At 70.0% G+C, this 20,349-nt stretch carries 17 protein-coding genes and 1 pseudogene; 13 read left to right on the top strand and 5 right to left on the bottom strand.

The window, feature by feature from the left end; translation table 11 throughout:
- Positions 1 to 3 precede the first annotated feature (3 nt).
- The gene (locus tag D9T14_RS01185) at positions 4 to 348 is read left to right on the top strand and encodes an MGMT family protein (protein ID WP_197720568.1); all 345 of its coding nucleotides are present in this window, start codon (positions 4 to 6) and stop codon (positions 346 to 348) included.
- Positions 349 to 401: 53 nt separating this feature from the next.
- On the opposite strand, the gene D9T14_RS01180 is transcribed toward D9T14_RS01185, so the two are convergent.
- Entirely contained in the window at positions 402 to 1,070 is a 669-nt protein-coding gene (locus tag D9T14_RS01180; protein WP_119161060.1) for a class F sortase, read from the bottom strand.
- Between the two features lie 144 nt (positions 1,071 to 1,214).
- Here D9T14_RS01180 and D9T14_RS01175 point away from each other — a divergent pair, with 144 nt between their 5' ends.
- The 7 genes from D9T14_RS01175 to D9T14_RS01145 all read left to right on the top strand — a co-directional run bounded on the left by D9T14_RS01175 (position 1,215) and on the right by D9T14_RS01145 (position 7,783).
- Positions 1,215 to 2,672 carry an NAD-dependent succinate-semialdehyde dehydrogenase gene (locus tag D9T14_RS01175; protein WP_119161061.1) on the top strand — a complete coding sequence of 486 codons (1,458 nt, stop codon included), beginning with the start codon at positions 1,215 to 1,217 and terminating at the stop codon, positions 2,670 to 2,672.
- 296 nt (positions 2,673 to 2,968) lie between these two features.
- Entirely contained in the window at positions 2,969 to 4,405 is a 1,437-nt protein-coding gene (gene rpsA, locus D9T14_RS01170) for a 30S ribosomal protein S1 (protein WP_119161062.1), read from the top strand.
- A 166-nt stretch (positions 4,406 to 4,571) separates the two neighbouring features.
- Positions 4,572 to 5,351, top strand: a complete 780-nt coding sequence (locus D9T14_RS01165) for a nucleoside phosphorylase (RefSeq protein ID WP_119161063.1) — start codon at positions 4,572 to 4,574, stop codon at positions 5,349 to 5,351.
- Between the two features lie 47 nt (positions 5,352 to 5,398).
- On the top strand, positions 5,399 to 6,016 hold the full coding sequence (gene coaE, locus D9T14_RS01160; protein WP_232012305.1) for a dephospho-CoA kinase: 618 nt from the start codon (positions 5,399 to 5,401) through the stop codon (positions 6,014 to 6,016).
- A 122-nt stretch (positions 6,017 to 6,138) separates the two neighbouring features.
- Positions 6,139 to 6,786, top strand: coding sequence for a helix-turn-helix domain-containing protein (locus D9T14_RS01155; RefSeq protein WP_119161065.1), 648 nt, complete (start codon positions 6,139 to 6,141; stop codon positions 6,784 to 6,786).
- Positions 6,783 to 7,199 (top strand): hypothetical protein, encoded by a 417-nt coding sequence (locus D9T14_RS01150; protein ID WP_197720567.1) that lies wholly within the window; start codon positions 6,783 to 6,785, stop codon positions 7,197 to 7,199. Before D9T14_RS01155 ends, D9T14_RS01150 begins: the two co-directional genes overlap by 4 nt.
- Complete coding sequence (locus tag D9T14_RS01145) at positions 7,196 to 7,783, top strand: HD domain-containing protein (protein WP_126464246.1); 588 nt, start codon at positions 7,196 to 7,198, stop codon at positions 7,781 to 7,783. Before D9T14_RS01150 ends, D9T14_RS01145 begins: the two co-directional genes overlap by 4 nt.
- A 140-nt stretch (positions 7,784 to 7,923) precedes the next feature.
- Here D9T14_RS01145 and D9T14_RS14405 read toward each other — a convergent pair.
- Positions 7,924 to 9,961, bottom strand: a pseudogene (locus D9T14_RS14405) (DUF4132 domain-containing protein).
- Positions 9,962 to 10,795: 834 nt separating this feature from the next.
- Complete coding sequence (locus tag D9T14_RS01130) at positions 10,796 to 11,458, bottom strand: hypothetical protein (protein WP_126464245.1); 663 nt, start codon at positions 11,456 to 11,458, stop codon at positions 10,796 to 10,798.
- 82 nt (positions 11,459 to 11,540) lie between these two features.
- On the opposite strand from D9T14_RS01130, the gene uvrB reads away from it, so the two are divergent.
- The 4 genes from uvrB (at position 11,541) to D9T14_RS01110 (ending at position 15,536) form a co-directional block, all read left to right on the top strand.
- Positions 11,541 to 13,619, top strand: coding sequence for an excinuclease ABC subunit UvrB (gene uvrB / locus D9T14_RS01125; protein ID WP_119161070.1), 2,079 nt, complete (start codon positions 11,541 to 11,543; stop codon positions 13,617 to 13,619).
- Between the two features lie 227 nt (positions 13,620 to 13,846).
- Positions 13,847 to 14,896: a TerC/Alx family metal homeostasis membrane protein gene (locus D9T14_RS01120; protein WP_119161071.1), complete on the top strand. Its 1,050-nt coding sequence runs from the start codon at positions 13,847 to 13,849 to the stop codon at positions 14,894 to 14,896.
- 87 nt (positions 14,897 to 14,983) lie between these two features.
- The gene (locus D9T14_RS01115) at positions 14,984 to 15,217 is read left to right on the top strand and encodes a ribbon-helix-helix domain-containing protein (protein WP_119161072.1); all 234 of its coding nucleotides are present in this window, start codon (positions 14,984 to 14,986) and stop codon (positions 15,215 to 15,217) included.
- Position 15,218: 1 nt separating this feature from the next.
- Entirely contained in the window at positions 15,219 to 15,536 is a 318-nt protein-coding gene (locus D9T14_RS01110; RefSeq protein WP_119161073.1) for a type II toxin-antitoxin system PemK/MazF family toxin, read from the top strand.
- 14 nt (positions 15,537 to 15,550) lie between these two features.
- On the opposite strand, the gene D9T14_RS01105 is transcribed toward D9T14_RS01110, so the two are convergent.
- Positions 15,551 to 16,153, bottom strand: a complete 603-nt coding sequence (locus D9T14_RS01105) for an MBL fold metallo-hydrolase (protein WP_232012303.1) — start codon at positions 16,151 to 16,153, stop codon at positions 15,551 to 15,553.
- Complete coding sequence (locus D9T14_RS01100) at positions 16,150 to 16,899, bottom strand: maleylpyruvate isomerase family mycothiol-dependent enzyme (protein WP_119161074.1); 750 nt, start codon at positions 16,897 to 16,899, stop codon at positions 16,150 to 16,152. The genes D9T14_RS01105 and D9T14_RS01100 overlap by 4 nt, the downstream gene beginning before the upstream one ends.
- 286 nt (positions 16,900 to 17,185) lie before the next feature.
- Here D9T14_RS01100 and uvrA point away from each other — a divergent pair, with 286 nt between their 5' ends.
- Positions 17,186 to 20,230, top strand: a complete 3,045-nt coding sequence (gene uvrA / locus D9T14_RS01095) for an excinuclease ABC subunit UvrA (protein WP_119161075.1) — start codon at positions 17,186 to 17,188, stop codon at positions 20,228 to 20,230.
- The last annotated feature ends 119 nt before the right edge of the window (positions 20,231 to 20,349 follow it).

Below are 20,349 nucleotides of genomic sequence, written 5' to 3'. Positions count from 1 at the left end.
GCCGTGCCCCCGGTCGACGAACTGCTCATCGAGCGGGTGCTGCGCGCCGTCGAGTGCGTCCCGCCGGGGCAGGTGGCCACCTACGGCGACATCGCCGCACTTGTCGGAACCGGTCCGCGCCAGGTCGGCCGCATCATGGCGACGGACGGCTCGCCCGTGCCGTGGTGGCGCGTCGTCAACGCCCGGGGAACACTCGGGCCCTGGCGCAGGGCGCTCGGGCACTGGGCCGACGAGGGCATCGGGCTCAATCCCCGCGGGGACGGCTGCGCGCTGGCCGCGCACCGCGTCGACCCCGGCCGGCTGGCGGCCGCCTATGCCCGTGCCGTCTCCGATCTGCCGCCGCAGTGAGCCGGAGCCCTCGACGGCCAGGCCGTCGAGGGCTCCGGGAGCACGGGGCTGCGTCAGGCCGCGCGCACCAGCTTCGCGTAGTAGAGGACCCGTGCCGCCGGATCGCCGCCGTTGGCGGGGTAGTCCGAGCAGACGACGATGACGATCATCGGATCTCCGTAGTCGTCGTAGAGGACGTTCGAGTCGGGGTCGTATTCGTCGACGTAGATCTTGAGGGCATTGGTGAAGCGGTAGCAGACCGTCTCGCCCGCGTCATTGCTGATCCTGATGACGTCGTTCCTGCTGAGCAGGCCCTCGTTGAGGTCGTTGCCGAGCGCCCCGCCGTAGCGGAAGGTGTGCGAGGTGAGGACGACCTTGCCATGCTCGGAGCCGACGGAGGGGCCGCCGTTCCACCAGGCCAGGGTGTAGCCCTCGTCACCGGGCGGGGTGCCGGGCAGGCCCTCCGCGTCGAGACCGAGGGAGAGCAGCGTCAGCTCATCGGTGTGACCATCGAACTTGATGTGGGTGCCCACGATCTCCGACGGGTTCGGGGAGCAGCCCTCGGGTACGTCGTTCACGTTCTCGCTGGCAGTGGCCGTGGGGGAGACCGGGTAGACGGGGATCTTCTGCTCGTACTCCGAAGGACGTGTCTTGAGCCAGCGCCAACCGAAATAGGCGGCGATGATCACGACGACGAGCAGCGGGATGCCCCAGCCGAGGATGCGCTTCGTTGACCTTTTCACGGGAACCTTTCGCCGGGCCGTCCGGGGTTGGTGACGGCGACGCGCCCAGCCTAACAGCGGGCGGGGAAGGACAACCCGTGTCCGCGGTCCTATGGCCCTCCTCGCCCGGCCCCGGCGCCGGCCTCGGTCGTTATCGTTGGGTCCATGACCTCCTACTCGGTTCCGGCGGACACTCCTGGCACGCTCATCATCGGCGGTGCGGCCGTGCCCGGCGCGGCCGGTACCTTCGAGGTGACGAACCCGGCCGACGGGAGCGTCCTGGCGGCCATCGCCGACGCCGACACGGCGCAGGGGCTGGCCGCCCTCGACGCGGCCGCCCGGGCCCAGGACACGTGGCGCCGCACCGCCCCGCGGGAGCGTGCCGAACTGCTGCGCGCCGCCTTCGAGGAGATCACCCGGCGCAGGGATGACTTCGCGCTGCTCATGACCCTTGAGATGGGCAAGCCACTGGCCGAGAGTCATGGCGAGGTCACCTACGGCGCCGAGTTCGTGCGCTGGTTCGCCGAGCAGGCCCCGCGCATCGCCGGGCGCTACGCCAGCACCCCCGAGGGGATGCTCCGGCAGCTCATCACCAGACGCCCTGTCGGACCCTGCCTGTTCATCACCCCGTGGAACTTCCCGCTGGCCATGGCCACCCGGAAGATCGCCCCGGCCCTGGCCGCCGGCTGTACCGTCGTCATCCGTCCGGCCAGCGCCACCCCGCTGACCACCCTGCTGTTCGCGAAGGTCCTCGCCGACGTCGGCCTGCCCGACGGGGTCGTCAATGTCATCACCTGCCGCTGCCACGACGTGACCGATGCGATCATCGCCGACCCGCGCCTGCGCAAGCTCTCGTTCACCGGATCCTCCCCGGTCGGCCAGTCCCTGGCCGCCGCAGCCGCCCGGAACGGCCTGCGGGTCTCGATGGAACTGGGCGGAAACGCCCCGTTCATCGTCTTCGGCGACGCCGACGTCGACGCGGCGGTCGACGGTGCGGTCGCCGCCAAGATGCGCAACATGGGACAGGCCTGCATCGCCGCCAACCGGTTCATCGTCCACGAGTCCTGCGCCCCCGAGTTCACCGAGAAGCTCACCGCGCGCCTGTCCGGGCTCGTGTGCGGCGACGGCGCCGAACCCGGCACCCAGGTCGGCCCGTTGATCAGCGCCGCGGACCGCGACGCCATCGCCGGCCTCGTCGACCGCGCCATCGCCGCCGGGGCCAGGGCCACCTGCGGCGCCCGCATCCCGGACCTGCCCGGCAGCTACTACCAGCCCACCGTCCTGACCGGGGTGGCCCCCGATGCCGAGATCATGACCACCGAGATCTTCGGACCGGTCGCCCCGATCACCACCTTCAGGACCGAGGAACAGGCCCTGGCCATCGCCAACTCGGTGCCCGCCGGTCTGGCCGGCTACGTCTTCACCCGGGACCTCGACCGCATCCAGCGGTTCGCGGACGCGATGGAGACCGGCATGATCGGCGCCAACACCGGCCTGCTCTCCAACGCCGCGGCGCCGTTCGGCGGCGTCAAGCAGTCCGGTGTCGGCCGGGAGGGCTCCTTCGAGGGAATCGAGGAATACCTCGAGACGGTGTACGTCGCGCTGCCCGATCCCTGGCGCTGAGCACGCCGCGCGGACTGGGCCGGGACATCCCCGGGGCGGGGACGGGTCAGGGTGCGCCGACGGCGCCGAAGGTTGCCCGGGGGTGGCGCGGCCGCCTAAACTTGTTCTGCGCTGTGTGCGCCGCGCCGGACAGAGGGTGCGGCGTCGTCGTCAGCGGACCGTGGCACCCCGCGGCTCGCCGGCGGGTGCGCACAGCGGTGGTTGCGGGCTCTTCTCGGATTTCGTCGTCGCCGTCGTGCGCGCCAGCAGGCACGGCGCACTGAGTCAATAACCATCCACCATCGGAGCCCTACTACATGACCTCCTCCATTGAGGCCGTCGCAATCGACGACATCGGTACAGCTGAAGCCTTCGAGGCCGCAGTTGATGCCACCATCAAGTACTTCAACGACGGCGACATCGTCACCGGCACTGTCGTCAAGGTTGATCGTGACGAGGTACTCCTCGACATCGGCTACAAGACCGAAGGCGTCATCCCGTCCAAGGAACTCTCCATCAAGCATGATGTCGACCCCTTCGACGTCGTCAGCGTTGGCGACGAGATCGAGGCCCTCGTCCAGCAGAAGGAGGACAAGGACGGCCGTCTGATCCTCTCCAAGAAGCGCGCCCAGTACGAACGTGCCTGGGGTGCGATCGAGAAGATCAAGGACGAGGACGGCGTCGTCACCGGTACCGTCATCGAGGTCGTCAAGGGCGGTCTCATCGTCGACATCGGCCTGCGCGGCTTCCTGCCCGCCTCACTCGTCGAGATGCGCCGCGTCCGCGACCTGCAGCCCTACGTCGGTCAGGAGCTCGAGGCGAAGATCATCGAACTCGACAAGAACCGCAACAACGTCGTCCTGTCGCGTCGTGCCTGGCTCGAGCAGACCCAGTCCGAGACGCGCCACAACTTCCTGGAGCAGCTCCAGAAGGGACAGATCCGCAAGGGTGTCGTCTCCTCCATCGTCAACTTCGGTGCCTTCGTCGATCTCGGCGGCGTCGACGGCCTGGTCCATGTCTCCGAGCTGTCCTGGAAGCACATCGACCACCCGAGCGAGGTCGTCGAGGTCGGCCAGCCCGTCACCGTCGAGGTTCTGGACGTCGACATGGAGCGCGAGCGCGTCTCCCTGTCGCTCAAGGCCACGCAGGAGGATCCCTGGCAGGTCTTCGCCCGTACCCACCAGATCGGTGAGATCGTGCCGGGCAAGGTCACCAAGCTCGTCCCGTTCGGCGCCTTCGTCCGCGTCGAGGAGGGCATCGAGGGCCTGGTTCACGTGTCCGAGCTGGCCGAACGCCACGTCGAGATCCCCGAGCAGGTCGTCTCGGTCAACACCGAGGTCATGGTCAAGATCATCGATATCGACCTGGAGCGCCGCCGCATCAGCCTGTCGCTGAAGCAGGCCAACGAGGGCATCGACATCGCGGCCGACGACTTCGATCCCTCGCTGTACGGCATGACCGCCAGCTACGACGAGAACGGCAACTACATCTACCCCGAGGGCTTCGACCCGGAGACCAACGAGTGGAAGCCGGGCTACGAGGAGCAGCAGGCGGCCTGGGAGGCCCAGTACGCCGAGGCCCAGGCCCGCTGGCTGGCCCTGAAGAAGCAGGCCACCGAGGCCGAGGAGGCCGATCAGCAGGCCGCTGCCGAGGCCGGCACGAACTACTCCGCCGTCCCTGCCGACAACGAGGGCTCGCTCGCCTCCGACGAGGCCCTGCAGGCCCTGCGCGACAAGCTGTCGGGCAGCCACTGAGCCCGTCGGCGTCATCGCGCCCGACACGAACGCAGGATGGAAGGCCCCGGCCCGGCGGACGGGCCGGGGCCTTCCATCCTGTCCGCCGGGAGCCGGCCCGCCGGACCCCGAACCTTGTACCCAAACCGAGGCCGCGCGAGAGCCGGCCGGAGCCAGGACCCGACCCATGCTGCACACCCACGACCTGCCCATCATCGAACGCGACGACGACTCCGTCGATCTCATCGGTGAGAGCGAGGCCGCGTCCATCCCCGGCGACCTCTACCCGCGCCGGGCCGTCCTCGCCTTCCTCGGCGAGGTCGTCGACGAGTACGCCCGCGCCGAGAACCTGCCCGTCATCGAGACACTGGAGCTGATCGGCAACACCTATCCGGTCTACCGCGGCCACGACGTGCAGGGCGACTTCGCGATCCTCATGATGCCGCTGGGCGCACCGGCGGCCGTCATGCACACCGACATGCTCTTCCGGCACGGCGTCCGCAAGGCCATCGCCGTCGGCTCGTGCGGTGCCCTCGAGCCGCTGGAGGTCGGTGAGCTCGTCGTCCCGGCGCGGGCGCTGCGTGGCGAGGGGACGAGTTTCCAGTACGTGCCGGCCAGCCGCTGGATCGACATCGACCCGCAGCTGCGCGCCGTCCTCACCGAGGCCGTCGAGGCGGCCGGCTACCGGGTCAGCGATGCTCCCGTGTGGACGAACGACGCCTTCTACCGTGAGACCAGGGCCATGCTGAACCACCGCCGGGCCGAGGGCTGCGCCATCGTCGACATGGAGTGCTCCGCCATGGCGGCCTCCGCCGCCCTGCGCGGGGCGCAGTTCGCCCAGCTCTTCTACACCGCCGACACCCTCGCCGATCCCGAGAACGGCCACGACATCCGAGACTGGGGGAGGGGCTCACGGGGCGTGGCCCTCGAGATCACCCTCGACGCGCTGAGCCGCATCGCGCCCTGACCACGCCCATGCCGGCCGCACACCACGTCACGAGGACGGGCCCCCCGGTGGGGCGGGTCTTCACGCTCGGCCTCACCGGCGGCATCGCCTCCGGCAAGAGCGCCGTCGCTGCCGTGCTCGTCGAGCACGGGGCCGTGCACATCGACTACGACCTGCTGGCCCGGCGGATCGTCGAACCGGGGACCCGCGGGCTGCGGGCCCTCACCGAGGCGTTCGGCCCGGACATCCTCACCCCGGACGGTGCGCTCGACCGCGGAGCGCTCGCCGCTCTCGTGTTCAGCGACGAGGCCGCGCGACGACGCCTGGACGAGATCACGCACCCGCTCATCGTCGCCGCCGCAGACGAGCTGCAGGACGCGGCCCCCGACGGCGCGGTGGTCATGCACGACATCCCGTTGCTCATCGAGACCGGCAGGGCCCATGACTTCAACCACCTGGTGGTCGTCGACGTGCCGGTCGAGACGCAGATCGCGCGGTTGATGGCCCGCAACGCCATGAGCGCCGAGCAGGCGAGGGACCGCATCGCGGCGCAGGCCTCGCGGCCCGAGCGCCTGGCCGTGGCCGGCACGGTCATCGACAATGCCGGTTCCCTGCAGTCGACACGCGCCCAGGTGGACCGCCTGTGGGACGAGGTCATCGCGCCCGGCGCGGCGCGCTGCCGCTGAACCCGTCCCCGCGGCCGCTCATACAACCAGTCGCACGCCAGTGCCTGCGGGACACAACGGATTCGCTGCCAAGGCTCAATCCTTTCGTTGCCTGAATCAAGTCTGAAAGATTGAATGGAGTCATGGCTGATGGTGAGGTCCGGTGCTGGGCGGTGGTGGTCGCCGATCAGCGGGTGAGCCGGCGCGGTCCGGACAAGGTGCCCGAGGCCCTTCATGCGCTGGCGCCGCTGTCCGATGGATTCAGGTTGGGTTTCGAGCGCACCGCAGGCGACGAGATCCAGGCACTCAGCGCAGACCCCACCGCCGTCATCGGCGCGGTCACCATGCTCCTGCGCCTGGGGGACTGGCACATCGGCGTCGGTGTCGGTGAGGTCGAGATGCCCCTGCCGGACACCACCCGCGCCGCCCGCGGCCCGGCCTATCTGGCGGCCCGGCAGGCCATCGGGCGAGCGGCTGCGACCGCTCCCCGGCTCGTCGGGGGCGCAGGAACGCAGGACGCCCGGGCACTGGGCGAGGCGCAGACGATCCTCGCCCTCGCAGCGGCACTGGTGCTCCGGCGCAGCACGGCAGGATGGCAGGTCATCGACCTCGTCGATGCCGGCCTCACCCAGACGCAGGCGGCCGAGCGTCTGGGCATCAGTCCCCAGGCGGTCGGCCAGCGTCTGCGAGCCGCCCATCACCGGGAGGCCGCTGCCGGGCTGGATCTCGCCACGGCTCGGCTCGCCGAGGCGATGGGCGTGTCGGTGGGCCCCTCTACGGTGGCGCCATGACCCAGTTGCTCGCCGATCTTCTCCGTGTTCTCGTGGCCGGCCTGCTCGGCGCGATCGCCGTGTTCGGCGGCAGCCCGCTCGTCGAGGAGCTGCTGCGTCGCGCCGATGGCTCACGGGCCGGTCCCGACGCCACGCACGGGAGCTCGCCTCGTTCCTGCGCCGACGGGGGAGTACTGCGCGGCGGCCGCTGGATCGGCGCGCTGGAGCGTGCCGCCGTGTTCGGCGCCCTGCTGGCCGGCGAGCCCTCACTGGTGGCCGTCACCGTGGCGGTGAAGGCCTTCGCCCGGTTCCCCGAGATCCGCGGGGCCCGTAGCGGCGAGGTGGCCGAACACTTCATCATCGGGACGCTGGCCAGCCTCCTGATCGCCGGCGGCCTGGCCGCGCTCGCCGGCTGGGTCGTCCAGCTGTGGTGAGTCTCGTGCAGCGCTGGTCGGCGGACTGGCCGGACCAGCCCGAACTGGGGCGGCGGCTGATGGCGCTGTGGCAGGAGCCGTGGCGTCACTACCACGGCAGCCAGCACCTGGCCGAGGCGCTTGAGGCGGGTGACCTGCTCGGCTGCACCCGTCTCGAGCGGCTGTCCCTGTGGTTCCATGACGCCGTCCACCGCAACCGGCCCGGTGAGGACGAACCGGCCTCTGCCGAGCTGGCCGCCTCGTGGCTGGTCTCGGCCGGCTGGGCGCCCGCCGAGACGGCGGAGGTCACCCGGCTGATCCTGCTCACCGGGCACCATCGTCCCCTCGCCGCGGACGAGGCGGGGGCCAGGGTCTGTGACGCGGACCTGGCCGTGCTCGGCGCCCCGCCGGCACGGTACCAGGAGTCGGTGGCCCAGCTGCGCGCCGAGCAGGGCCTCGACGAGGCCGGCTGGCGGGCGGCGCGGCGGGCCGCCGTCGGGCACCTGCTGGCCACCCACCGCTACGCGACAGCGACCGGGCGGGCCCTGTGGGGCGCCCGATCCCGAGCCAATCTGCGCGCCGAACTGGATCGGCTGACCGCCTGACGAGGCCGGGAACCGCCCCGGCTCGTCGCCGCGACCACCGATGCCCTGGCAGGCGTGGTCCGTGACGGCGCTGCCCCCGGCCCCGGCGTCAGCAGGCCGGGTGCCCCGCGGACCGGCCGGGCCCGGTCGCGGGCCTGGTCTCAGCGCAGCCGGCGGTAGTCCTCGTCGTAGGGCCCCAGCGCAGCGACGGCCTCGTAGTCGGCGCGCGCCTCGGCCAGCAGCACCGGTGGCAGCGCGGCGAGTTCCATCCGATGGTTCTGCCTGAGGACGTACAGCGACTCGGTGGCGCAGGGCCTCGGTTCCGTGTCGTCCTGGTCCGAGCCGGTGAACTCGATGACCACCGCGAACCCGGAGTCGCCGATGCTCCTCTGGTACTCGTTGAACCAGCTGAAGGACCGGTCGCGGCGGGTGTAGCCGCGTCCGGTGATGGTGTCGTGGAAGCTGAAGGTGTCACTGACGCGGCCGCACAGATCGTCCATGCGGGTGACCAGCGGTTCGACGGCCGGCGTCTCCAGCGCGCTCAGCTGGTCGAACAGCGGTGCCACGGCGTGCTCCTCCAGGTGACGACGCCATGCCCCGGCGGCCTCGGCGCCGAGGCCGGTGCCGTGGGCCAGCCCGATGCGGGACTCGGGATCCAGGGTGAGCGGTTCGCCGTCGACGTCCACGAGGCTGCCGTCGGCAGTGGGCCGGAAGGCCCTCTGCCGGGGCGTCCCGGGGTTCTCCAGCCATGACGAGCCGGGCGAGGAGCAGGCGCATCAGCGGGTGGGCGGCCAGGGACTGTCGCCAGGCCTCCGCGGGCCAGACCCGGCCCAGGCACATCGCCTCGTGGAGCCGGGCCGGCTGCCGGGACATGACCGACGTGAGCTCCCGGCGTGAGGCGCTCAGCTGCTCCTTGGCGGCCGCCACGAGCTCGGGGTCGTCGCCGGCCTCGGGCCCGGGCAGCGAGCGGATCGGCTTGAGGTCCGGACCGCTCAGCCGGAGGCGGCCCTTGGCGGTGAGGCTGCCGTGGAACTGGCGGGGCCCGTAGTCGAGGTGCAGCAGGCCGTCGTCTGCGAGACCGGCGGTGGGGATGATGCGGTCGGCCAGCTCGTCGGCGGTCCAGCCGTGGTGTTCGGCGAACCGTCCGGCCAGCTCACCGGCGGCCTTCTGGACGGTCGGCATCGAGTGGTGGCGGGCGATCGCCATGAGCAGGTCGACGCTGCCCGGCCGGCCGTTGGCGGCCAGGGCGGACAGCAGGGCCACGAACTGCGTCCGGCGTTGCCGGTGCTCACTCATGTAGGTCTGCACGGTCCGGGCCAGTTCGTCGCCCGGCATGGCGACGGTCAGGGCGAGCAGGCCCTTGTTCGTGATCGCCGAACCCAGGTAGGAGCGTTCGTAGTTCCTGAAGTACTCGTCGATGAAGCTCTGCTGGGGCCGGGCCGCCTGCTCACGGATCTCCTCCGCGTAGCAACCGGTGTCCGCCGGGGTCAGCGACTCGGCCCTGCGCTGCCAGTCCTTGTACGTGAGCAGTCCCGAGATCTCGGCCAGCTCGCGGTTCTTCTCCGTGCTGCGGCGGCGGGTGTCGTGCTCGATCCACCGGTCGATGACGTGGCGGCCGAGTTCCGCGGCGTCGTCGGGGTCGAGCCGGTCGAGGTAGAGGGCCATGAGACCGGAACCGTCGGGGTCCTTCATCGTGTCGGCCAGTGTCACCCACCATGCGAGGACCTTCGGCTCGACAACTGTGCCATCGGCCCAGCGGGCGGCCGGCAGTGCGGCGGGGTCGAGCCAGTCGAGGTGCTTCGGCCATGATCCCCGCAGCCCCTCCCTGGCCTCGTCGGTCAGGACCCGCGGTGACAGGAACGCGCCGATGTCCTCGCCGCTGGCCTGCAGGAGCTTGATCTCGGCGGCGCGCACGAAGTGGTTGCGTTCCTCGTCGAGGGCCTCGCGCAGCACCGGCACGGCTCGCTGGTCACCCATCGAACTCAGCCAGTCCACGGCGACGAGCCGTCTGTCAGATGTCCGCAGTCCCAGCTGGGCGCAGGCCAGGTACAGGGCCGCCGGGGTGGTGGCCAGGATCTGCCGGGCCAGGCGGCGCTGCACCAGGGAGTCCCCGGTGGCCTTCTCGGCGAGGAGCGGCAGCAGCCGGTTCGGGACGTGCGGGCAGTACGTGAGTACGTGCAGGGCCCTCTCGGGGACCATCAGCCACGAGTCGATGCCCTCACCGATGAGCCACGTCTCGAGGACCTCGGGGCGCTCGATGAGCCAGGGCCACAGGTCGGCCGGGTCCCACGGCCAGGAGTGCATCGCCAGGGATGCGATGAAGGAGTTGACCGTCTCCTCGTCGAAGCCGGACCGGTGCAGGGCGTCGTCGAGGACCCTCGGTTCGCTGTTCACCTCCTCGTGCCGGACACGGTACGACACGAGCCTGTCCAGCGCGTGGGGCAGGTTGACCAGGTCACCCCGGAGGATGACACGCACGATACGGGCCAGGTGGATGAAACTCAGCTCGTGGCAGCCGCGGGACAGGATGTCGACGACGATGGTGTACCAGCCGGGGTCGAGTGCCGGCGTCTCGTCGGAGCCGTCGGCGACCCTGATGAGCGCGTCGAGCAGGTCCTCGTCGAACTGCGCGCATGCCTTCTCCTGCCGCAGATATGCGGGCGGCAGGTGATCCGATGGCGGAACCGGCCGGAAGGACGCGTCGTACGGGTCGGTGCCGTCGGCCAGGCCGGTGATGATCTCACGGATGCGCCGGCGAGCCGGTTCGGCACTGGTCTCGGGGAACCGGTGCAGGGGCGGGAGCTCGGGGGTCTTGTCCTCGCCGAGGACATCGGTGAGCCCAGCCAGCATCTGTTCGCTGACTGCAATGGTCTCGGCAGCGGCCCTGCTGCGCTGGTCCTTCGGCATCGGGTCTCCTGACTCGGGGGTGTCCGGGCCAGCTCAGGCTATCAATGTGACGGCGCCTCACGCCCGCCGCGCAGCCCGTGCAGCCGGGCTCACCGGGCCGCTCCGGCCCGGGTCAGCCGGACACCATCAGCCGGTGCCGGCCGCCGGCCGCTGCGGGATGAACCGCTCGTAGACCCGGCGGAAGGCGCCCTGGACGACGAGCTGGCTGCCATCGGGGCCGTCGTATTGGGACAGCTGCTGGGCGCGGCCCTCGGCGCAGACGTAGTAGAGGAAGGGCACCAGCGGGTCGGGGCCGGTGCGGTACTCGTCGAGGGCCCGGGCCGACATGGTGCTGAGCGCCCGGGTGAGGTCCTCGCCGGTGGGTACGTGGACGAGCATGAGTCCGGCCCGGGGAACGGCCAGGACGATGCCGTTGGCGGGCAGGGAGCCCCGCCACGGCTCGGGCAGGTAGTCGGCGACCAGGCCGAGACGGCCGCTGACGAAGCCGTCCCCACTGACCGCCCAGATGGCGGCGGTGCCGTCGGGCGTCAGCTCGACCGGGCGGCCGCGCAGCGCCGCCCGTGCCCTCGCGTAGAGCGCCGACGGTCCGCCGTGCGGGGCCGCCAGGTGCTCGTCGGCCATGACGAGGACGTCATCGGACCGGGGCTGGGCGGGAACGAGGGTGATGCCGGGCAGCAGTTCGGGGAAGTGGTCGGCGCCGTGGCGGACGACGGCCATCGTCGGGACCGCGCGCACCAGCATCGAGGCGGGGTCGATCGGTGACTGCCGCGTCGCATACCTGCTTGGCATGGTTACACGCTACCGGCAGGCGGTGACGGTTCCCGGCCAGGAGCGTCCGGGGAGTGTCGGTGGGGGCGCATAGGCTCGGAGCATGCGTCCAGTCGAGTCGATCACCCGCACAGTGGCCTCGTTCGCCGTGAAGGCCGACTTCGAGCCCTCCGGAGATCAGCCGGCCGCCATCGACGAACTCGAACGGCGCATCAGGGCGGGCGAGCAGGACATCGTCCTGCTGGGCGCCACCGGCACCGGCAAGACGGCGACCATTGCCTGGCTGGCCGAACGACTGCAGCGGCCGATGCTCGTCATGCAGCCCAACAAGACGCTGGCCGCCCAGTACGCCACCGAGCTGCGCGAGTTCTTCCCCGACAACGCCGTCGAGTACTTCGTCAGCTACTACGACTACTACCAGCCCGAGGCCTACATCCCCCAGACGGACACCTACATCGAGAAGGACTCCAGCCTCAACAAGGAGGTCGAGCGGCTGCGGCACTCGGCGACCAACTCGCTGCTCACCAGGCGCGACGTCATCGTCGTCGCCACCGTCAGCGCCATCTACGGTCTGGGCACCCCCCAGGAGTACGTCGACCGCATGGTGCCCCTCACCGTGGGCGACGAGTGGGAGCGCACCGATCTGCTGCGCAGGCTCGTCGAGATGCAGTACGTGCGCAACGACGTGGCGGCCGCCCGAGGCACCTTCCGGGTGCGTGGCGACACCCTCGAGATCTTCCCCATGTACGAGGAGAACGCGCTGCGCGTCGAGTTCTTCGGCGACGAGATCGAGGCCCTCACCACCTTGCACCCGCTCACCGGTGAGATCCTCAGCGAGGACCGGCAGGTCTACGTCTTCCCCGCCTCCCACTACGTCGCCGGTCCCGAACGCATGGAACGCGCCATCGCCTCCATCGAGGCCGAGCTGGCGGCCCGCCTCGACGAGCTCGGGAAGGACGGCAGGCTCCTCGAGGCCCAGCGGCTGCGCATGCGCACCAGCTACGACATCGAGATGATGCGCCAGGTCGGCACCTGCGCCGGCATCGAGAACTACTCGCGGCACATCGACGGGCGCGGCCCGGGCTCGCCGCCGAACTGCCTGCTCGACTACTTCCCCGAGGACTTCGTGCTCGTCATCGACGAGTCGCACGTCACGGTGCCGCAGATCGGTGCCATGTTCGAGGGCGACATGAGCCGCAAACGCACCCTCGTCGAGCACGGCTTCCGGCTGCCCAGCGCCATGGACAACCGCCCCCTGCGGTTCGAGGAGTTCACCGAGCGCATCGGCCAGACCATCTACTCGTCGGCGACCCCGGGTCCCTACGAGACGGCCCGCGCCAACGGCGTCGTCGAGCAGATCATCCGGCCCACCGGCCTGGTCGACCCCGAGGTCGTCGTCAAGCCCACGCACGGCCAGATCGACGACCTGCTCGGCGAGATCCGTGAACGCGCCGCCCGCGACGAGCGCGTCCTGGTCACCACCCTCACCAAGAAGATGGCCGAGGACCTCACCGACTACTTCCTCGAACGCGGCGTGCGCACCCGGTACCTGCACAGTGAGGTCGACACCCTCACACGCGTCGACCTGCTGCGCGAGCTGCGCACCGGCGAGTACGACGTGCTCGTCGGCATCAACCTGCTGCGCGAGGGCCTCGACCTGCCCGAGGTCTCGCTCGTGGCCATCCTCGACGCCGACAAGGAGGGCTTCCTGCGCTCCGAACGCTCGCTCATCCAGACGATCGGTCGCGCCGCCCGCAACGTCTCCGGCCAGGTGCACATGTACGCCGACGAGATCACCCCGTCGATGGAGTCGGCCATCAACGAGACGAACCGCCGCCGCGCGATCCAGCTGGCCTACAACACCGAGCACGGCATCGACCCGCAACCCCTGCGCAAGCGGATCGCCGACATCACCGACATGCTCGCCCGCGAGGACGCCGACACGGACCGGCTCATGACCTCGGCCCGGCCCGCGGGCCGCAGCGCTGCCCAGCCCGGCGCCGCCCGGCGCACCGACGGGGCAGGGATGCCGGCCACCGAGCTGGCCGAGCTCATCGGCGAGCTCACCGACCAGATGCACACGGCGGCCGCCGAGCTGCAGTTCGAGCTGGCGGCCCGCCTGCGCGACGAGATCGGCGAGCTCAAACGCGAGCTGCGGGCCATGGTCGAGGCCACCCGCTGACATTCCCTCGCTCTTCTCGTGAGCCCGCAGGGCGTCCTGCTGGGGGCAACTCTGAACGGTTTGCCGGCCGAGCTTGCCTCTTGGTGCCACAATGGGAAGCTGTTGAGGGGAGTACTCCACTTGCGCAGTGGTCGTCAGGACGGTGCCAGGGCGCCCGGCGCTGCGCTCCGCTTCGTCGTGCGGAGGGAAGAGACCTCATCGAAGGACATCGTCTTCGTGGAGGCCCCATGCACGTTTCCGTGCTCACCTGGATCATCACTCTCGTCGTCATGCTCGGCGTGCTCATCGCCGACGCCGTGCACATGGCCAGGCGCCCGCACGTGCCGAGCGTGCGCGAGTGCGTCGCCTATATCGGCCTGTACGTCGGCCTGGCCATCGCGTTCGGGCTGGGCCTGCACTTCTTCGCCGGCGGTACGCACTCGGGCGAGTTCTTCGCCGGCTGGCTCACCGAGTACAGTCTCTCGCTCGACAATCTGTTCATCTTCCTCATCATCATGCGCAAGATGCGGGTGCCGCGTGAGAGCCAGCAGTTCGCCCTGCTCGTCGGCATCATGCTCGCCCTGCTGTTCCGCGGCGTCTTCATCGCCCTGGGCGCCACGCTCATCGCGCGCCTGGCCTGGGTGTTCTTCGTCTTCGGCGCCTGGCTCATCTACACCGCCGTCGACCTCGTGCGCGACTACCTCCGCCACGACTCGGACAACGACGCGGACGACGCCACGGAGGGCCGGCTCATGCGCTGGGTGAAGAAGGCCGTGCCCTCGAACAACGAGTTCGTCGATGACAAGGTGTTCGTCCGCTCCGACGGCAGGCTCCTCGCCACCAGCCTGTTCTTCGTCATCGTAGCCCTCGGCTCCACCGACGTCATGTTCGCCCTCGACTCGATTCCGGCGATCTTCGGGCTCACGCAGCAGCCGTACATCGTGTTCACCGCGAACGTCTTCGCGCTCATGGGGCTGCGCCAGCTCTATTTCCTGCTCGGCGATCTGCTCAACCGCCTCGTCTACCTGCCGATCGGCCTGTCTGTGCTGCTGACCTTCATCGGTGTCAAGCTCGTGCTGCACGCGATGAACCACTACGGCCTGGACGCCCGGCTCGGTTTCGACGGTGAGATCCCGACATCGATCTCCCTGCTCGTCATCGTCGGGATCCTCGCCGTGACGGCCGTCGTCTCGGTGTTGCGGATCCGGCACGACAGGAGGGCCGTCGAGCGGGCCAAGGCCGAGCGGCTGGCCAAGGACCGGGCGCGGTTCGAGGCCACCCAGGACCAGTGGAGCTGACCGGTCGTCCCCCTGCCGGTCAGCTGTGGCCAGGCGTCCCGATACGGTGAATCCCATCCTGGGATTCATGCTCGTATCATGGAGAACATGAGTGTCCAGATCACCGTTCGGCTTCCCGGCGAGCTCGTGTCTTTCCTCGACGACAGCGTGGCCGAGGGACGCGCGCAGAGCCGGGCTGCGCTGGTGGCCTCCGCACTGGAACGGGAGATGCGGCGTCAGGCTGCGATCACGGATGCGAGGATCCTGGCCGAGCAGGGCCCGGGCGATGACCTGGACGCATTGGTGTCCTGGTCGGTCTCGAACGCTGCCCTGGAGGACTGACGTGCGAGAGATCTGCCTGGCCGAGTTCGACAAGACCCGGCCCGTGCTCGTCCTCACCCGGGAACTCGCCCGAGAAGCGATGACGAAGGTCACCGTCGCACCCATCACGTCCACCGTCAAGGGATTGTCCAGCGAACTGCGCCTCGGACCGGACAACGGTCTCGACCATGAGTGCGCGGCATCCCTCGACAACGTCGTGACGATTCCGGTGACGTCCCTGGGCCGGACGGTGGGTTTCCTCGGACCCGACCAGGAACGAGCCCTCGCCGTGGCTGTTGTCCTTGCCTACGATCTGCAGGTCTCCCTCCTGGAGGACTGATCCGGGGTCAGATTTCACCAGCCGCGTTCGCGCCACTCGGCGAGGTGGGGGCGCTCGGCGCCCAGCGTGGTGGGTGCCCCGTGGCCGGGCAGGACGAGGGTCTCGTCACCGAAACGAGCGAAGAGCTTCGTCGTGACGTCGGCGTAGAGGCTGTCGAACTCGGCCGGCGAGGTGGTCTTGCCGACACCGCCCGGGAACAGCGAGTCGCCGGTGATGAGCGTGGTGGCCGGCTCGGTCGGCACGACGAGGGCGATCGAACCGGGCGTGTGGCCGACCAGGCCGATCACCTGGAGCAGATCGCCGCCGACGGCGATCGTGTCGCCGTCCCAGACGCCGACCGGCTCCACCCCGGTCCGTGCCCGGATCGCCCCGACATCGGGAGCGCCCGCGTAGAGCGCGGCCCGGGTCGTTGCGGCCAGCCGGGCCAGCGCACCGATGTGGTCGGCGTGGCGGTGGGTCGTGATGATCGTGTCGATGGTGCGTCCGGCGACCCACTCGAGCAGGCGGTCCCCCTCGTCCGCGGCGTCCACCAGGGCATGGTGGCCGGTGCCGTCGGTCAGCAGGTACGCATTGTTCTCCAAGGGACCCACGACGAGGGTCTCGATGCTCATGGTCATGTCCGCCATCCTTCGGGTAGTTCGGGCAGCTCGGCGCGGGCCGGGTGATTGCCGGGCAGCCGGCCGGTCAGCCAGCCGAGCAGCAGGGCGTCGGAGCCGCCCACCGGGATGGGGCGCCCCCTGGCCCCCAGCCGGGCGTGGAAACCGGAGGTCGACTCCACCTGCAGCGCCGGCAGGGACTCGTCGCCGGCCAGCCAGTAGCAGGTCCATTCCAGCACCCAGCGGGCGATGTCGTCATCGGCGTCGGTGATGGAGAAACCGCAGTCGAGGTCGACACGATGCAGGAGCACCTCGCGCAGTCTGGCCAGGGGCAGCAGATCAAGACGTACCAGACGCCCGTCCCCCAGGTCGACCGGTGCCGCGCAGGACTGGGCGTCGATCTTGTCGAAACTGCGGTGCAGCCGGCCCGCCGAGGTGTCCAGGTCGATCTGCAGGTCGAGCGCCCTGCGCTCGGCGCCGCGTTCGACGTCGGTGAAGCGGTCGCGGTCGGACAGGTACAGGGGAATACCCGTGCCGCCACTGGGAGCCGACTCGGCCAGGCGGGCCAGTGCGTCCGCGCCGCGCGCCAGATGGGTGGCGACGTGGGCGCGCGACCAGCCGGGCAGGGCACTCGGCGCGTGCCAGGCGTCCTCCTCGATCATGATCGTGTCGCCGAGGAGTTGCTGGGTGGCCTCGAGCTTGCGGCGGCGGACCAGACGGACATCACCCGCGCCGGGCAGGAACCGCTGGTCGTCCAGTGATGGCATCGCGGTGCTCCCTCGTCCCTTCTGTTGTTCCTCGGCCCTCGCGGCGCCTGCCCGCGCCAGTTCCGGCTCTGTGACGGTGCGTGGTCTCGGATGCCCGCGTCATGGCGCGAACGAGACTCGCATCCATGCAACCGTACTCCGTGCGGGAGGAGCATGACGCCGCAGCCCGCACGAGGCGTCCGGCAGGGCCGGTCCCCGGAGCGTACCGGGCGGTCTTTCCCGGCGAGACGTGTCCACCGTCCGCCGGGAGCCCGCCAACGGGAAAATGCCGGTGCCCGCTCATACCATGGGGCCCGTGAATGACATGCTCGTTGTCCGTGGCGCACGGGAACACAATCTGCGCGATGTCAGCCTCGACATCCCACGCGAGAAGATGGTGGTGTTCACCGGTCTGTCGGGATCGGGCAAGTCCTCCCTGGCCTTCGACACGATCTTCGCCGAGGGGCAGCGCCGTTACGTCGAGTCGCTGAGTTCGTACGCCCGCCAGTTCCTCGGCCAGATGGACAAGCCCGCCGTCGACTTCATCGAGGGCCTGTCACCGGCCGTCTCGATCGACCAGAAGTCCACGAGCAACAACCCGCGCTCCACCGTCGGCACCATCACCGAGGTCTACGACTACCTGCGGCTGCTCTACGCGCGCATCGGCCATCCGCACTGCCCGGCCTGCGGCGAGCCCATCGCCCGCCAGACCCCCCAGCAGATCGTCGACCGCCTCCTGGGACTCGAGGAGGGCACACGCTTCCAGATCCTCGCCCCGGTGGTGCGCGGCCGCAAGGGCGAGTACGTCGATCTCTTCCGCGAACTGGCCACCGACGGCTACGCCCGGGTCATCGTCGACGGGGAGCAGCACCAGCTGTCGGCGCCGCCCGGGCTCGACAAGAAACGCAAGCACGACATCGACGTCGTCGTCGACCGCGTCGTCGTCAAGGCCAGCGCCTCCCAGCGCATCACCGACTCGATCGAGACCGCTCTCGGCCTGGCGAAAGGGCTCGTCGTCATCGACTTCGTCGACCGCGAACCCGACGATCCGCACCGCCGGCGCCGGTTCAGCGAGAAGATGGCCTGCCCCAACGGGCACGACCTGGAGATGGACGAACTCGAACCGCGCCAGTTCAGCTTCAACTCCCCGTGGGGCGCCTGCCCGGCCTGCACCGGGCTGGGCACCCAGCTCGAGGTCGACCCGGCCCTCGTCGTGCCCGACGAGACCCTCTCACTGCGGCAGGGGGCCATCGCGCCGTGGGCCTCGGCCATGGTCAAACGCCACTACGACCACGTCTTCGAGGCGATGGCCGAGGCCGATGGGTTCAGCGTCGACACCCCGTGGGAGGAACTGCCCCCCGAAGTCCAGGCCTTCATCCTCAAGGGCCACGACAACCCCGTCTACGTGACGTTCCGCAACCGCTTCGGGCGCGTGCGCACCTACACGCAGAAGTACGAGGGGGTCCTGCCCTACGTGCACCGCCGCTACGACGAGGCCGAGACCGACGCCGCCCGCGACCGGTGGGGCGCCTATCTGCGCGAGATCCCCTGCCCGGCCTGCGCGGGCGCGCGCCTCAAGCCCGCGGCCCTGGCCGTCACCATGTCCGGCCGCTCCATCGCGGAACTGTGCGAGCTGTCCATCGGCGAGGTGCTCGAGGTGCTCGAGTCCCTGCAACTGACCGAACGCGAGGCCCAGATCGCCTCCCGCGTCGTCAAGGAGATCCGCGAACGCCTGCACTTCCTGGTCGACGTCGGCCTGGACTACCTCACCCTGTCCCGCTCGGCTGGCACGCTGTCCGGCGGCGAGGCCCAACGCATCCGCCTGGCCACGCAGATCGGCTCGGGCCTCACCGGTGTCCTCTACGTGCTCGACGAGCCCTCCATCGGCCTGCACCAGCGCGACAACGAGCGGCTGCTCGAGACCCTGCAGCGTCTGCGCGACCTGGGCAACACGCTCATCGTCGTCGAGCACGACGAGGAGACCATCCGTTCGGCGGACTGGATCGTCGACATCGGCCCCGGAGCGGGCGAGCACGGCGGCGAGGTCGTCGTCAACGGCACCATCGACGAGCTGCTCGCCAGCCCGCGGTCGGTCACCGGCGCCTATCTCACCGGCCGGCGCCGCATCGAGGTGCCCGCACAGCACCACGCCCCCAACGGCGCCGAACTCACCGTACGCGGGGCCGCCGCCAACAACCTGCGCGGCATCGACGTGAGCTTCCCGCTCGGCCAGCTCATCGCCGTCACCGGCGTCTCCGGTTCGGGCAAGTCCACGCTCGTCAACCAGATCCTCTACACGGCGCTGGCAAAGCGCCTGTACGGCGCCAAGGCGGTGCCCGGCCGGCACTACTCGATCACCGGCGTCGAGCACATCGACAAGGTCATCCATGTTGACCAGACGCCGATCGGGCGGACCCCGCGCTCCAACCCGGCCACCTACACGGGGGTCTTCGACAAGATCCGCCAGCTGTTCGCCCAGACCCCCGAGGCCAAGATGCGCGGTTACCGGCCGGGCCGGTTCAGCTTCAACGTCAAGGGCGGCCGCTGCGAGAACTGCTACGGCGACGGCACCATCAAGATCGAGATGAACTTCCTGCCCGACGTCTACGTGCCCTGCGAGGTGTGCCACGGCGCCCGCTACAACCGGGAGACGCTCGAGGTGCACTACAAGGGCAAGTCGATCGCGCAGGTGCTCGACATGCCCATCGAGGAGGCCGCCGAGTTCTTCGAGCCGATCACCTCGATCCACCGCCACCTGGCCACACTCGTCGAGGTGGGCCTGGGGTACGTGCGGCTCGGCCAGCCGGCCACCACCTTGTCCGGCGGGGAGGCCCAGCGCGTCAAGCTGGCCGCCGAGCTGCAGAAACGCTCCACGGGCCGTACCCTCTACGTCCTCGACGAACCGACCACGGGCCTGCACTTCGAGGACATCCGCCGGTTGCTGGCCGTGCTGAGCAAGCTGGTCGACGCCGGCAACACGGTGATCGTCATCGAACACAACCTCGACGTCATCAAGACGGCCGACTGGATCGTCGACATGGGGCCCGAGGGGGGTCTCAGGGGCGGTACGGTCGTCGCCCAGGGCACCCCCGAGCACGTGGCCGCCTGCGAGGACTCCCACACCGGGCGCTACCTGGCCCGGTGCGTCACGCCCGACGCCGGCTCGGTGCCGCTGCCGCCGCGACCCGAGGTGCCGACCGCTGCCCAGCTGAGAGCCCAGGCCAAGGCGAGGAGAAGCGAGGAGGCCGCGGCCCGGCGAGCGGCGACGAGGAGGAAGGCGTCGAAGACGAGGACACCGGCCGGTGCCGCCACGGGGAAGAGGACGCCGACGAGAGCCGGCGAGGGCCGCTGACCGGCGGCCGCACCCGCCCAGACCGTTCCGATCCCGGCGCCAGATAAAACACCCTCTACAAAACCCGGGGCTTGACAGTTGATCACTGAGTAGTGCTTGCGGACGAGGACGCCGTACTC

The organism is Propionibacterium australiense (assembly GCF_003666605.1).
Taxonomy (GTDB): domain Bacteria; phylum Actinomycetota; class Actinomycetes; order Propionibacteriales; family Propionibacteriaceae; genus Propionibacterium; species Propionibacterium australiense.
This window is presented reverse-complemented; position numbering and strand designations above follow the sequence as displayed.